Origin of the sequence: Actinophytocola sp. NPDC049390 (genome assembly GCF_044466355.1) — a bacterium.
Lineage (GTDB): Bacteria > Actinomycetota > Actinomycetes > Mycobacteriales > Pseudonocardiaceae > Actinophytocola.
This window is the reverse complement of the sequence record NZ_JBITMQ010000006.1, coordinates 269,007-282,886: the sequence shown is the minus strand read 5'-3', so window position 1 is coordinate 282,886 and position 13,880 is coordinate 269,007. Positions and strand designations below refer to the sequence as shown.

9 protein-coding genes are annotated in these 13,880 nt (G+C 70.5%); 3 read left to right on the top strand and 6 right to left on the bottom strand.

Annotation, left to right across the window (positions count from 1 at the left end; translation table 11 throughout):
• Positions 1–2 precede the first annotated feature (2 nt).
• From ACIBVP_RS19820 to ACIBVP_RS19810, 3 genes are all read left to right on the top strand, one after another.
• Positions 3–662, top strand: a complete 660-nt coding sequence (locus tag ACIBVP_RS19820; RefSeq protein ID WP_396107622.1) for a GntR family transcriptional regulator — start codon at positions 3–5, stop codon at positions 660–662.
• A gap of 71 nt (positions 663–733) precedes the next feature.
• Complete coding sequence (locus ACIBVP_RS19815; RefSeq protein WP_396107621.1) at positions 734–1,549, top strand: hypothetical protein; 816 nt, start codon at positions 734–736, stop codon at positions 1,547–1,549.
• 129 nt (positions 1,550–1,678) lie between these two features.
• The gene (locus tag ACIBVP_RS19810; protein WP_396107620.1) at positions 1,679–2,047 is read left to right on the top strand and encodes a hypothetical protein; all 369 of its coding nucleotides are present in this window, start codon (positions 1,679–1,681) and stop codon (positions 2,045–2,047) included.
• 99 nt (positions 2,048–2,146) lie between these two features.
• Here the strand turns inward: ACIBVP_RS19810 and ACIBVP_RS19805 are convergent, their stop codons facing one another.
• The 6 genes from ACIBVP_RS19805 to ACIBVP_RS19780 all read right to left on the bottom strand — a co-directional run bounded on the left by ACIBVP_RS19805 (position 2,147) and on the right by ACIBVP_RS19780 (position 13,844).
• Positions 2,147–8,149 (bottom strand): ThuA domain-containing protein, encoded by a 6,003-nt coding sequence (locus tag ACIBVP_RS19805; protein WP_396107619.1) that lies wholly within the window; start codon positions 8,147–8,149, stop codon positions 2,147–2,149.
• A gap of 83 nt (positions 8,150–8,232) precedes the next feature.
• The gene (locus ACIBVP_RS19800) at positions 8,233–9,084 is read right to left on the bottom strand and encodes a sugar phosphate isomerase/epimerase family protein (RefSeq protein ID WP_396107618.1); all 852 of its coding nucleotides are present in this window, start codon (positions 9,082–9,084) and stop codon (positions 8,233–8,235) included.
• A 19-nt stretch (positions 9,085–9,103) separates the two neighbouring features.
• On the bottom strand, positions 9,104–10,306 hold the full coding sequence (locus ACIBVP_RS19795; protein WP_396107617.1) for a substrate-binding domain-containing protein: 1,203 nt from the start codon (positions 10,304–10,306) through the stop codon (positions 9,104–9,106).
• Positions 10,307–10,318: 12 nt separating this feature from the next.
• The gene (locus ACIBVP_RS19790) at positions 10,319–11,323 is read right to left on the bottom strand and encodes an ABC transporter permease (protein WP_396107616.1); all 1,005 of its coding nucleotides are present in this window, start codon (positions 11,321–11,323) and stop codon (positions 10,319–10,321) included.
• The gene (locus tag ACIBVP_RS19785; RefSeq protein ID WP_396107615.1) at positions 11,320–12,384 is read right to left on the bottom strand and encodes an ABC transporter permease; all 1,065 of its coding nucleotides are present in this window, start codon (positions 12,382–12,384) and stop codon (positions 11,320–11,322) included. Before ACIBVP_RS19785 ends, ACIBVP_RS19790 begins: the two co-directional genes overlap by 4 nt.
• Complete coding sequence (locus ACIBVP_RS19780; RefSeq protein WP_396107614.1) at positions 12,381–13,844, bottom strand: sugar ABC transporter ATP-binding protein; 1,464 nt, start codon at positions 13,842–13,844, stop codon at positions 12,381–12,383. Before ACIBVP_RS19780 ends, ACIBVP_RS19785 begins: the two co-directional genes overlap by 4 nt.
• Between the last annotated feature and the right edge of the window lie 36 nt (positions 13,845–13,880).

Sequence of the window (13,880 nt, the reverse complement as noted above, 5' to 3'; positions counted from 1 at the left end):
CGATGACCGACACGAAGCCGCTCCCCCGGGCGACGCTGGGCAGGCAGATCCGCGACGCGCTCGTGCGCCGCATCGTGTCTGGCGAGCTGGAACCAGGCGAACGGCTGGTGGAGACGCGGATCGCGGAGGACTACGGCACGAGCCAGGCCCCCGTCCGCGAGGCACTGCGCGAACTGGAAGCGATCGGCATGGTCGAGACCAGGCCGCGCCGGGGCACGTTCGTGCGGCACTTCATCCAGCAGACGCTCAAGGAGAGCTACGTCGTGCGTGCCGCACTGGAGGAGGCGGCGACCCGGCTGGCGCTACCGGCGGGCACCGTGCCGTTCGGGGCACTGCACGCGGACGTGGCGGCCATGCGCACGGCCGCGGCGCGCGGCGACGTGCAGGCGGTCGGGTCGGCGAGCGTGTCGTTCCACCGGCACGTGATCGACGCCGCGGGGAACGAGCTGTTGAAGGGCGCGTGGGAGGCGCTGCAGATCGAGGCCCGCACGGCGGTCACCCTGCTGGCGGTCGAACCCGACCTGTCCGAGGTCGTGGCGGAACACGCGGAGCTGTTGGCGGTCCTGGAGTCGGGCGACCTGGCGGCCGCGTGCCGGCTGACGCGCGACCACCAGTGGCACTACGCGGACCTCCCCCACGACGCGCACGGACGGGCCCGCTGACCGCGGCGGTGCCCCGTCACCGGTTCGAACTCCTTTGACGAACGCGGTCGCGGATGGTGAGGTGACCACCCGTGATCGCAAGGGCCGCACACCACGCTGATCTCGAACCTGTTGTGCCGGGCGACGTCCTGGTGTCGGTGTCGCTCAGCCCGTACGGCGACCTCGTCGCGCTCTGGGCGGCTCCCGAGAGCGTCAACGCGCTCGGCTCACGGCGCCCCGTCACCGTCCGGATCACCACACACGGCGTGCTGCTCCTCGAACTGACCGCCGTCGACGCGGCCCTCGCCACAGCGCACCTGATGCCCGGCGACACAGTCCTCGCGATCGCGGCGCGGAACGCCGGCGAGCACAACGCGATCCACTACGACGCCGACGGTTCGATCGTCGCCACGGCCCCGCTCGGGGACGCCATCGAGCACGTCGCGACCACCCGCGCGGGCGACGTGTGGGTCGGCTACTCCGACCAGGGCGCACCGGCCGGGCTGAGGCGTTTCGGCAAGGACCTGCGGCCCGCGTGGGCCTACGACTCCTTCGTCCTCCACTGCTACGCGCTCAACGTCACCGACCACGCCGTCTGGACGTGCTATCACACGGACTTCCCCGTGGTGCGCATCGAGAACGACCGGGCAACCACGTGGCGGAACCCGGTCAGGGGTGTCCGCGCGCTGGCCGTCGCCGGGAAGCGGGTCGGGCTGTTCGGCGGGTACGACGCCCGCGACCGCCTCGTGCTGGGGACGCTGGACGACGGTGAGTTCCACCCCGAGTGCGAGCACCACCTGACGCTGCCCGACGGCGGTCCGCTGCCGCCCGCCGCGACGGTCCTCGGGCGCGGCAACGAGCTGCACGTGGTCACCGACGACGCCTGGTACCGGCTGGACATCGCGTGACGACGTGCCGGGTTGCTCCCCTCGGAGGTTGACACCCGGAGTAGAGACGTCCCGCGGATACCCGCCGTACGAGTGATGCACGTGCAGATGCCTTCTGCAAATTGCATGTGCAGCGTAGAATCACATTCCGTGACTGATACCGTGAAACATGTCACCGAGGGCCGCGATCCCACGCCGGTGCTGCGGCAGGCGGTGCAGAGTGCGCAACGGAAGCTGTTGCTCGGCAGTCGCGACCTCGCGGACGTCAACGAGGCCCTGGCCGGGCTGTTCGCCGAGATGGCACCGTGCTACGACCAGCTGGCCGCCACCGCGCACGCGTCGCCCGACGGGGCGGTGGCCGCTGTCCTCGCCGCGCTGCGGGGCGCGTTCGGGCACGCCGCACGTGGCCTGCCCGAACCGGCTGTCAACTGCGTGATCACGGCGGCCACCGTGGCGATCCGGCTCGCCGACGACGTGGCTCTGGACCGGGAGTACGTGGACTCCGGTCGCTGGCGCTGAGGCCGTCCACCCCGATCACGGCGAAGGAGCCCCGGTGCTGGAGCACCCGACGGGCTCCAGCACCGGGGTGGGGACCGGCCGGCACCGGTCCCCGGACTGTCACACGGTCAGCGGGGCCCGCAGGGCCGCGGCCACCGCGACCAGCTGCGCACGGACCTCCGTGTCCGGGACCGTGTTCGCCACCCTGGTGAAGCGGTCCAGCGCCTGCACGGCCTGCTGGTCGTGGCCCGCCTTCGCCAGGTGCTCGGCGGTGGCCAGGTGGACGTACAGCTGCAGGTAGCTCGCCATCCCCACCTTCCCGTCCGCTCGGTACCCGACCAGCAGGTCAGCCGCCGTGTCCCACGTGACCGTCACCGTGAACGGGACCTTCACCTCCGCCTCGTTGCCTGCCTCGTCCGTGGCCACCACGCGCAGTTCGTGCGCGCCGGCCACCGGTGCGACGTCCAACGGGGTCTGGACTCGCTTGCCGTCCAGCTCCACGAGCACCGACGCGACACCCGACGCCGGGTCGGCCGCGGCCGCGTCCAGCGACAACGCCGTGCCCACGTCGTACTCGCCCTTGGCGTCCACGCCGGTGACCGTGACCGCCGGGGCGGTGCTGTCGACCAACGCCGTCGCCGGGACCTCCTCCGAGACGTTGCCCGCGGCGTCCGTCGCGCGGAACCGCAGTGCGTGGTTGCCGTCCTCCGCCAGCACCACCGGCGCCGTGTACGGGGTCCACTCACCGTCGCCCACCCGGTAGGACACGGTGACCTCGCCCGCCCGGTCGTCGGTGGCCGTCGCCGTCACCGTCGCCGAGCCCCGGTGCCAGCCGTTCTGACCGTCCGGGTCGGACACCTCGACCGTCACCGCCGGTGCGATGCGGTCCGGGGTGCCGACGCGGAAGTAGTCGAACCCGATCGTGGCCGGGGCGGTCTGCTCCGGGCCGATCGCCATCAGGCCAACCGTGGTCAGCTCGGCGTCGTTGGTCACCGGGTTGCCCAGCGACGTCCAGTTGACGCCGCCGTCGCTGATCTCCGCCGCGTACGTGTTGCCCGTCCTGGTCAGCCGGAGGAAGTACCAGCCGCTCTCGGACGAGTCCGCGATGTCGATGTTGCGGTTGCCGCCGTTGCCGAACTGGGCGTCCTTCTCCGACACCAGCTCCGCGTGCAGGTTGAGCGGGGTGCCGCTCGTGTTCTGCGCGACCACGTCGAACTTCACGTAGTTGTCGTCGTCGCCGTACACGATCAGGCCCGCCAGCTGCCAACGGTGCAGCATCGTCGGCGTCACCTTCGTCTCCACGACCCAGTCACCGGCCGGGACCTTCTGGAGGACGAAGTTGCGCGGCCCTTCGTTCGCCGTGCCGTTGATGTCGCCGGGCTGGGTCTGGATCTTCAGCTGACCACCGGTCACCGACAGGTGTGCGGAGTCGTAGCGCACCACGTTCCGCCACCGGCACCCGTCGATCGCGGTGCCGTCGAACTCGTCGGCGGCCTCGCGTTCGCCCGTGTCCTCGGTGTCCGGGGTGATCGTGAAGTGGTCGAACACGGCGTCGACGCTGTGGGCCGCGGTGTCGCCCGCCGCCACCAGGCCGATCGTCGCGTTCTCCAGGACGGCCGCCGAGCCCGCCAGCGCCGTCCAGTTCTCGCCGTCGGCCGAGTACGCCGCGGTGAGCCTGGTGCCGTCGCTGGTCAGCCGCAGGTGCGCGGTCGACGGGAAGTCCGCGGGCAGCGTGACGTTGGCGTGCCAGGTCCGGGACCCGTCCGCCTCCGTCTGGAACTCCAGCAGCCTGCCGCCGGAGTTGTTGCGGGTGAACGCCAGCTTCACGTAGTCGTCGTCGCTGCCGTGCACCAGCATCCCGGCGTGCTGCCACTCACGGGTGTGCTCGATCGACACCGTGGTCGACGCGGTCCACTCGCCCGGCCGCACCGCCTGGCCGACGTAGCTGATCGGCCCCTCGGCCGCCTCGTTGATGTCGCCGTTCGTCACCGGCAGCACCAGCTTGCCGTCCGCGAGCCGGACCGGCAGGTCCTGTCCGTTGCGGACAGTCGACCAGCGGGTGCGGTTGAGCGAGTCACCGTCGAAGGCGTCCGTGCCCCGCACCAGGCAGGTCGGGCCCGGCTCGGGCTCCGGGCCGGTGCCCGGCGTCCACACCTCGTCGGAAAGCGTCCAGCCGGTGAACTCGACCTCGCTGGTGGCGCCCGCGTTGTGCGCGGTCACCGCGAGCCCGACGTCCTGCACCGAACCCGCGCCCGACAACGTCACCGGATCGCCGACGGCGGTGAAGTTCTCACCGTCCTTGCTCCAGTAGGCCGTGTACGAGTCGCCGTCACGCACCAGCCGCACCCACGCCGGGTACGACGTGGAGCTCGCGCCGGTGCTCGCGTCGAGCTGACCGTTGCCGTCGGTGTCGCGCAGCCACTCGAACCCGCCGGACGGCCGCATCGCCAGCATCGCGTAGCCCGGCGACCTCCCGGGTTGCGTGACGTCGTTGCGGACGATGATCCCGGCCTTCGCCGAGCCCGCCGAGTTGCCCTGCCGCTCGATCTTCACCGTGGCGGTCCACTCGGTGCCCGCCTTGCCCGGCAGGTACACCGAGCCGTACTCGTCGGTGCCCTGCCACATGTTCGCGCCACCGGCGTCGACGATCCACGTGTCGGTGTCCGGCCGGTCGAACGTGGCGGTGACGTTGCTGTACGTCTGCCAGTCACCGTAGAGGTCACCGACCTCCACCTGGACGATCCGGGACGTCGTCGACGCGCCCTTGTCGTTGGTGGCGACCGCCGTCAGCCGGTACCGCGCCTCGTTGGCCGCGTTCCAGGTGACCTCGTAGGGCGCCGAGGAGTCCACGCCGATCGACTGCCCGTCCACGAAGAACTCGACCTTCGTGATCGTGTTCTCCGCGTCCGTGGCCGACGCGCGCACCGGGATCGCGCCCGGCTCCAGGTCGGCCTCTGCGGTCGGCGCGGTCACGGCGACCTTCGGCTTCGACGTCGGCGACGAACCCTTGCCGTCGGCCTCGACGAAGTTGACCCGCCGCTCCCCCGCACCGGGGAACACCGCGTACAGCACGAACGACTCGCCAGGGTCGGTCACCGCCACCGGAACGTCCACATAGGACGTCGGGCCGGTCGCCGGCACCTGCGCGGTGCCGAGCAGTGGGCCGTCCGGCGCGTCGCGGCGCAGCTCGACCGCGCCGGCCGCGTTCGCCGACGCACGGACCACCAGCGCGTCCACGTTGCGCAGGTTCACCGGGTCATACGCCGCCCACGCGCCGTTCTGGCCGGTGACCGCGTCGCCGTGGCCCTCGATGTCCCGCGACGGGCCGACCGTCACGCGTTCGGACCGGTCGAAGAACTCCGCCTCCCGCTGTTTCGGGAACAGCAGCGTGGTGTCCGACCCGGTGAGCGCGGGGATCTCGCCCGCACCGCCGGAGTCGGTGTAGCGGCCGTCGATCGCGTAGAAGACGTTCATGCCCTCGCCGTGACCACCGCCGAGCGACGTCACCACCGAACCGGTTCTGCCGTGCAGCGGCTCGCCGGGGTGCGCGTGCTCGTCGTGGCCGAGCCCGGGCTGGATCACCACGTCCGCGTCGTCGATCGTGGCGTCCTCGGCGTCGGAGACGTCCAGCTCCCAGCTGATCTCGTCACCGAAGTCGAAGAACGACCCGGTCGGCGGCAGGTTGAAGTTCACCTCCGGTCTCGTGTTGCCGACCGTGATCGGCACCGTCGTGGTGCCGGTCTTGCCGTGCGGGTCGGTCACCGTGAGCCGTGCGTTGTAGACGCCGTTCTCGTTGTAGGTGAACGACGGCGTGGCGTCGGTCGAGTCGGTCGTGCCGTCACCGGTGAAGTCCCACGCGTACGTGAGCGCCTCGTTCTCCGGGTCCGTGCTGGACTCGCCGTCGAACGTCACGGCCAGCGGTGCGTGCCCGGAGTCCGGCGTCGCGGTCGCCTTCGCCGCCGGGGAACGGGAACCGGACACGTAGTCCACCCGGTACAGCCCCGAGTTCGGGTTGTCGCGGCCGAACCCGCCGCCCCAGTCGAGCACGTACATCGAGCCGTCCGCCCCGAACTTCGAGTCGATCGGCGCGAGGAACTGCGTCTGCGGCAGGAACGGGTTGACCTTCTCGATCCCCGTGCCCGCCTCGTTCGGGATGATCGAGTACATCTTGTTCCGCGACCACTCGTAGAAGAACGCCTTGCCGTCGTACGAGGACGGGAACTTGGTGTCCGACTGCAGGTCCGGGTCGTAGTCGTAGAACGGGCCACCCATCGGCGCGAGCCCGCCGCCCGCCGGGATGACCTCCGGCACCGACGACCGCTGGTAGCCGTACCACAGCTGCGCGGGCTTCGCGGGCGGCAGGTTCACCAGGCCCGTGTTGCGGATCGAGTCGTTGACCGGGTTGGCGCAGTCGAAGAACGCGCCGACGGTCACCGGGTTGGTGCGGTAGTCGACGTCCCGGAACGGCTCGTTGTTCCCCATGCACAGCGGCCAGCCGTAGAAACCGGGCTCGGAGATGAGGTTCCACTCCACGATGCCCGCGGGGCCGCGGGTCGCGAGGTTGTCGCTGCCGTTGTCGGGTGCGTAGTCGGCGACGCCGAGCGCGCCGGTCTTCGGGTCGATCGCGAACCGGAACGGGTTGCGGAAGCCCATCGCGTAGATCTCCGGACGGGTCTTCTCCGTGCCAGGCGGGAACATGTTGCCCGCGGGGATGGTGTACGTGCCGTCCGCTTCCGGCTTGATCCGCAGCACCTTGCCTCGCAGGTCGTTGGTGTTGGCGGAGGTGGCGCGCGCGTCGTGGAACGTGCCGTCCCGCTCCGACAGTGGCGCGTAGCCGCCGGACGGCTCGGAGTGCGGGTTCACGTCGTCGCCGACACCCAGGTACAGCGTGCCGTCCGGACCGAAGTCGAGACCGCCGCCGGTGTGGCCCGGCTCGTCGGGCAGGCGCCGCGCGGGCACCTCCAGCACGACCTTCTCCGACGCCGGGTCGATCTGCGAGCCTTCGCCGACCGTGAAGCGGGACAACCGGTTGACGAAGTTGTCCGGGTTCGTGTCGTCGTCGCTCGCCGGTGAGTAGTAGACGTACAGCCAGCCGTTGTCGGCGAAGTTCGGGTCGAGTGTGATGCCGAGCAGGCCGTCCTCACCGCCGGAGTACACCGGGATGGTGATCGCGGTCGACGTGGTCCGCGCGGCCGGGTCGTACACGCGGATCTGGCCGCGGACCAACTCGGTGAAGAAGACGCGGCCGTCCGGTGCGACGTCGATCGCGTACGGCGCACTGGTGTTCTGGTCCAGTGGCACGCGTTCGAACTGGTCCCACACGGTGCCGCCGCAGTCACCCGCCTCCAGGCCTGCCGCCCACTTCACGCCGCCCAGGATGTGTTGCACCAGCCCGGTTTCCTGCGTGTAGTGCGCGCCGAAGTGGCCCATGCCGGTCATCCACGCACGGCCGCCGTCGTACGGCTTGCACCACGAGATCGGGTGGTCGTAGCCCATGCCGTTGGAGCCGGGGTCGTAGGTCGACTCGTCCATCGTGGCCAGCACGTGGGCCTCACCGCGGACGTTGGCCGAGAAGTTGTACCACTCGTCCGCGCGTTCCCAGCGCTGCGGCAGGTGCTTGGTCGACGGGTGGGTGCGGTCCTCGACGCGGACCGTGCCCGGGAGGCCAGGGCTCGTGCCGGTGGCGGCGTGACCGGGCATGAGCGCGCCGATCATGTTGTCCCACCAGGTGTAGTTGCCGCGCATGTCGGTCGCGTTGTGGATCGCGACGATGCCGCCGCCGCCCTGCATGTAACGTTCCAAGGCGGCTTTTTCCTCGGCGTTCCACGGGTCGCCGGAGGCCTGGAACATGACGAGCGCGTCGAAGTGCGACAGGGACTCGTCGTTGAACACCGACGAGTCCTCGGTGTGCTCGGAGGTGATGCCGGCGTCCGCGAAGGCCTGCGTGAGCACGGGCACGCCCTGCTCGATGGCCTCCGTGTGCCGGAACTGGGTGGTCTTGGTGAAGATCAGGACGTGCGCGTCGCCGTGCTCGCCCGGGTGGGCGACGGCGGGCGCCGCGCCGAGCATGGAGATGGCCGTGGCGCCCGCGACGGCGACGGCCAGGGATCTGCGTAGGTTCATGAGCGTGGTGCCCTCTCCACTGAGAGACGTGTTCGGCGTGTCATGACCCGCGCGGCGTGCCAGCGCCGTCGGGGAGCTCGTGCCTAGGGCATCACCTTCTTCAGGAAGGCGAGGCCGTCGGTGGCGATGGCGTCCTGGGTTCGGGCGAGCGGCCGCCACACCGAGGCGGCGGTGGCGATGGTCGCGTTCTCGGCGGTGAACGACTCGATCACGAGCGGACCCCGGTAGCCCGTGTCGTCGAGCGCGGCGAGGAAACCCTGCCAGTCGAGGTGGTCCGCGCCGGGCGCGCCGCGGTCGTTGGCGCACACCTGGACGTGCGCGAGCCGCGGGCCCGCCCTGCGGACGGCCGCGGCGACGTCGGTCTCCTCGATGTTCATGTGGTAGATGTCGAGCGCGATGCCCACCGTGTCCGGCAGGCCGTCGAGCGCGTCAAGCGCCTGGTCGACGGTGTTGATCAGGCTCGTCTCGTAGCGGTTCAGCGGTTCGACGCCGATCCGCACGCCCGCCGCGGCCGCGTGCTCGGCCACCGGGATGAGCCCGTCCCGCAGCTCCGCGCACCGGATCTTCCTCTCCTCGTCGGACATCCGCCACGTGCGGCCGACCGACGCGTACGCGGGACCGGAGATCGCCGGGGCACCGACCACCTCCGCCACGTCGACCACGTGGCGGAGGTAGTCCTGTGTGGACAGCACGGTGGTGGCGTCCGCCGCCACCAGTTCGCGGCCCTCGCCCATCACGAGCACGACCGAGGCGGCCAGCCCGAGATCGGCGAGGAGCGACGCGGCGCGCCCGGGGTCCCAGTCACCCGGGTTCTCGACCGGCAGCTCGACGACGTCGAACCCCCAGCCCGCGATCCTGGGTGCCAGCTCGGCGAGTGCGGTGTCGGTGAGCGGGGACGTCCAGACCCACGTGTTGACCCCGAGCGCGTGTCTCATCGTGTTTTCTCCGCGGTCCTCAGCGATCTTTCCAGGCGTTGGGGAAGCCGGGCAGGTCCTCGCCGCCGAACTTGGCGTAGTGCAGCGCGGGCATGTCCTTGTTGCGGTCGAGGAACTCGTCGCGGTCGGCGTCGGTGATCGGGTCCTGCGGCAGCACCCACTCCTTCGGCACCTGCTCGCCCTTCCAGATCTTCACCGCGGCCAGGATCGGCGTGCGCCACTGGAAGTTCGAGTACACCGGCGCGATCGCGGTCATGCCGGTGTCCTTCCACTTGCGCATGAACGACAGCTCGTCCTCGCCCGCCATCACCGGGTAGTCCTTGCCCGCGTCCTCGAACGCCTCGACGGCCGCGACCGCGCCGTCACCGGCGTCCATCCAGATGCCGTCGACGTCGCCGCGCTGCAGGTACTGGGTGACGATGTCCTTGATCTTCGCGCCGTCGCCGCCGGTGAACTCGTCGCCGAGCACCTCGAGGTCGCTGTCGCCGAAGATCTTCTGCGCGGCGGCCCAGCGGTGCTCGAGCACGTCCACGCCGGGCAGGATGCGCAGCGCGAGCACCTTCGAGCCCGGCTCCAGCTTGTCGACGAGGAACTCGGCCGCGTCCGCGCCGTAGGCGTAGCCGCCGATCGGGTGGATGAACGTGACCATGCAGTCGGTATTCACGCCGCGGTCGAACACGATCACCGGCACGCCGCTCTCGCACGCGGCCTCGACGGCCGGGGTGAGGGTCGCGGTGGTGGACGGCGAGATGATGATCGCGTTGCAGTCACCGGCATCCACGAACGCCTGGATGTCGGAGATCTGCTGGTTGTCGTCGTCGGCGGCGTCGGAGACGCGGAACTCGCTGATCTCACCCGCTTCCTTGAGCACCTCCACCTGCTGCTGCATGGTGATCCAGCCGGTGACGCGCCACGGGTTGGACACCGAGGCGTTGGAGAAGCACAGCGTCTTGCCGTCCTGCTTGTACTCCGCGGTGTCGACCATCTCCGGTTCGATCGCCTGCAGCCACGGCTGGTCGGCAGGCCCCTCGGGTTCCTTGTCGCGCTGGGCGAGCTGCTTGTCGTACTCCGCCTGGACGAACCACTCGCCGTCCGAGGACTGCTCCTGCTCCGTCTCACCACCGCCCGCCGGCGCCTGCTCGGTCGGGGCGTCGGTGGTGCAGGCGGTCAGCGTGAGCGCCGCGGCGGCTAATCCGGCGACGAGGACACGCGTTCTCCGCATCGGTATCTCCTTCTAGGACTGGGGAATGAACGGCTTGCGCCGCTCCCGTGCGGCCCACGCGACGGCCGCGATGATGATCAGGCCCTGGAACGTCGGCCGGATGGTCGACGGCAGGCCCAGCTGGGTGAACAGGGTGAACAGGGCTTCGAGGGTCAGTGCGCCGCCCATCGCGGCCAGTACGGTGCCGCGGCCACCGCCGAGCACCACGCCGCCGAGGACCACCGCGGTGATCGCGGTGAACTCAAGGCCCTCGCCGACCTGTGCGGTGACGCCCGCGTACCCGCCGATGAGCACCCCCGCGAGCGTGGCCAGCACACTCGACAGCACGAACGCGATCGTGCGCACCCACCACACCCGGACACCGGCGAACGCCGCCGCCTTCTCGTTGTCCCCGGCCGCGACCAGCGTGCGACCGAAGGGTTTGCGCATCATGACCGCCGCGACGACCACCACCGCGACGGCCACCAGCAACGCCCACGGCAGCTGCCGCAGCACGGGCATGTCGATCCCGCCGCGCCCGATCTCGCGGAAGCCCTCGGACAGCGCGCCCGTCGGCGCACCGCCGGTCCACAGGCGGATCGCGCCGTAGAGGACGAGCATCATGCCCAGCGTCGCGATCAGCGAGTGGACTTTGAGGACGGTGACCACGAGCCCGTTCACGAGCCCGACCAGGACGCCGAACGCCACCATGAGGAGCAGCACGGGCAGGGTCATGCTCTCCCGCCCGTCGATCACGGCGGCCGCGATCACGACCTGCGCGCCGACCAGCGAGCCGACGGACAGGTCCAGCTCGCCGCACACGATCACGACGTACTGGCCCACCGCCAGCACGACGAGCGGCGCCGCCTTCTTCGCGAACGCCATCAACGACGGCGGCTCGAAGAAGCTGGGGTTGAGGAACAGGATCACCACGAAGACGAGCGCCAGCAGCGCGAACACGGTGGCACTGCCCCCACCGAACAACCGCGCCGCGAAGGCCGCGCCCGGCTTGGGCTTCTGGGGAGCGGTGGTGGTCAACGGTCCGCCCCCTGTCCCGCGGGCACCGGTTCGTCGGGGGCCGGATCTCGTGGCAGGCCACCGTTTCCACCCGGTCCGAACCGCGGTCTGCTCGCACGGCGGTCGATCTGCCGCCGCGCGTAGATGGCGACCGCCGCGATGATGACCACGCCGCGGAGCACGTCCTTGAAGAACGGGTCGACCTCGAGGATGTTGAACACCGTGTCCAGCACCGCCAGGATCAGGACGCCGCCCAGCGTGCCCGCGATGCTCCCCCGGCCACCCATGAGCAACGTCCCGCCGAGCACGACCGCCGCGATCGAGTCCAGGTCGTAGCCCGAGCCGTAGACCAGCGCGCTGCCCGTGCCGAACCGCGCCGCGATCAGCAGGCCCGCGATCCCCGCCGCCACCGCGCACAGCACGTGCGCGGTCACCATGACGCGGCCCGTCCGGATGCCGGACAGGCGCGCCACCTCCTGGCTCCCGCCGATCGCGAACATGTGGTAGCCGGTGCGGGACCGGCGCAGGTACAGGATTCCCAGCACCACCGCCACGAGCATCACCGCGGTCGACACCGGCAGGAACCCGATGCGGCTGTACCCGAACTGCTGGAACATCCCGGGCACCTCGCCCGCGGGGCCCTTGTAGTTGGTGTCCAGATAGCCCTTGACGATCAACCCGACACCGAGCGTCGCGATGAACGGGTTCACCTTCAGCACGGACACGATCAGGCCGTTCACGAGCCCGATCCCCGCCGCCACCACCAGCACGGCCGCGATGCCCAGCGGCACCTTCGCGGGATCACCGGCCATGGTGGTCGCGCCGATCAGGCTGCACAGCGCCATGACGTAGCCGACCGACAGGTCCAGCGACCCGCACAGGATCACGAACGTCTGTCCCAACGCGACGAAGCCCAGCAGGCTCGACCGGGTCAGCATGTCGACGAGGTTCGCCGTGCCGAACAGGTTCCCGCCGTCGACGGCCACCAGCACCGCACCGACCGCCAGCACACCGGCCAACGCCAGGTACACCAGCTCCGTGCTGCCGAGCCGCCGCAACCGTTGTCTGTCGACGATGGTCATGACGCCCCCTGGCCCGTCGCGACCCGCATGACCGCCTCCTCGTCGGCGCCCGCGGGCAGCTCGCCCGCGATCCGGCCGTCCCGCAGCACCACGATCCGGTCGGCCATGCCGATGACCTCCTGCAGCTCCGACGAGATCATCAGGATCGCGACGCCGCGCGCGGACAGTTCCCGCATGAGCGCGTACACCTTCTGTTTCGCCCCGACGTCGATGCCGCGCGTCGGTTCGTCGAGCACCATCACGGCCGGGTCGGTCGCGAGCCACTTGGCGAGCACGACCTTCTGCTGGTTGCCACCCGACAGGAACCGGACCTCCTGGTCACCGCCACGCGACACCAGTTCCAGCGACGACAGGATCCCCGGGATCCGTTTCGCACCACGGCCGGACTGGCGCGGCAGCACCGCGTCCAGCACCAGCCGGGCGTTCGCGGCCACGGACTGGTTGAGCACGAGCCCCTCGGCCTTGCGGTCCTCGGTCACCAGCGCGAGCCCGGCCCGCACGGCCTGCCGGGCCGAACGGGGCGAAACCTGACGCCCGTCGACCTCGACCGTCCCGCGCGTGAACCGGGCGACGCCGAACAACGCGTGCGCGATCTCGGTGCGGCCGCTGCCCTGCAGACCGGCGAGCGTGACGATCTCACCGGCGCGGACCTCGAGGTCGATGCCGTCGAGCTGTTCGTTGCCGCCTCCGCTGATCCGCAGCCGGACGTCACCGGCCTCGGTGCCCGGCAGCTTCTCCGGGAAGAAGCTGGTGATGGGGCGGCCGACCATCTTGCGCACGAGCTCGTCGGGCGTGATGTCCGCGGTGGGCACGGTGTCCACCAGCGCGCCGTCCTTGAGGACGGTGACCCGGTCGGAGAGGTCGAAGATCTCCTTGAGCCGGTGGGAGACGTACAGGATCGCCACCCCGCGCTCCCGCAGCGTGCGGACGAGCCCGTACAGCAGCTCGACCTCCTCGTCCGCGAGCGCGGCGGTCGGTTCGTCCATCGAGATGATCCGCGCGTCGTAGGACAGCGCCTTCACGATCTCGACGATCTGCTGCCCCGCCACGGACAGCGTGCGCACCGGGCGTTGGGGACTGATCGACGAGAGGCCGAGGTCGCCCAGCAGCGCCGCGGTGTCGGCGTTCATGCGGTCGGCGTCGACCATCCCGCGCCTGCGCGGTTCGCGGCCGAGGAACACGTTCTCCGCGACCGTGCGCTCGGGCAGCAGGTTGAACTCCTGGAACACCGTCGACACGCCGGCCTGCTGCGCCTGCAGCGGGTGGGTGAACGAAACCTGACGCCCGTCAAGTTCGATCGTGCCCTCCTCGGCCTGGTAGACCCCGGCGAGCACCTTCATCAACGTGGACTTGCCCGCGCCGTTCTCGCCCATGAGGGCGTGCACCTCGCCGGCCCGTAGCTCCAGGTCGACGCCGTGGAGCACGCGCACGCCGAGGAACGACTTCTGGATGCCTCGCATCCGCAACACCGTGTCTGTGAGCGGCGCCACTGCCAT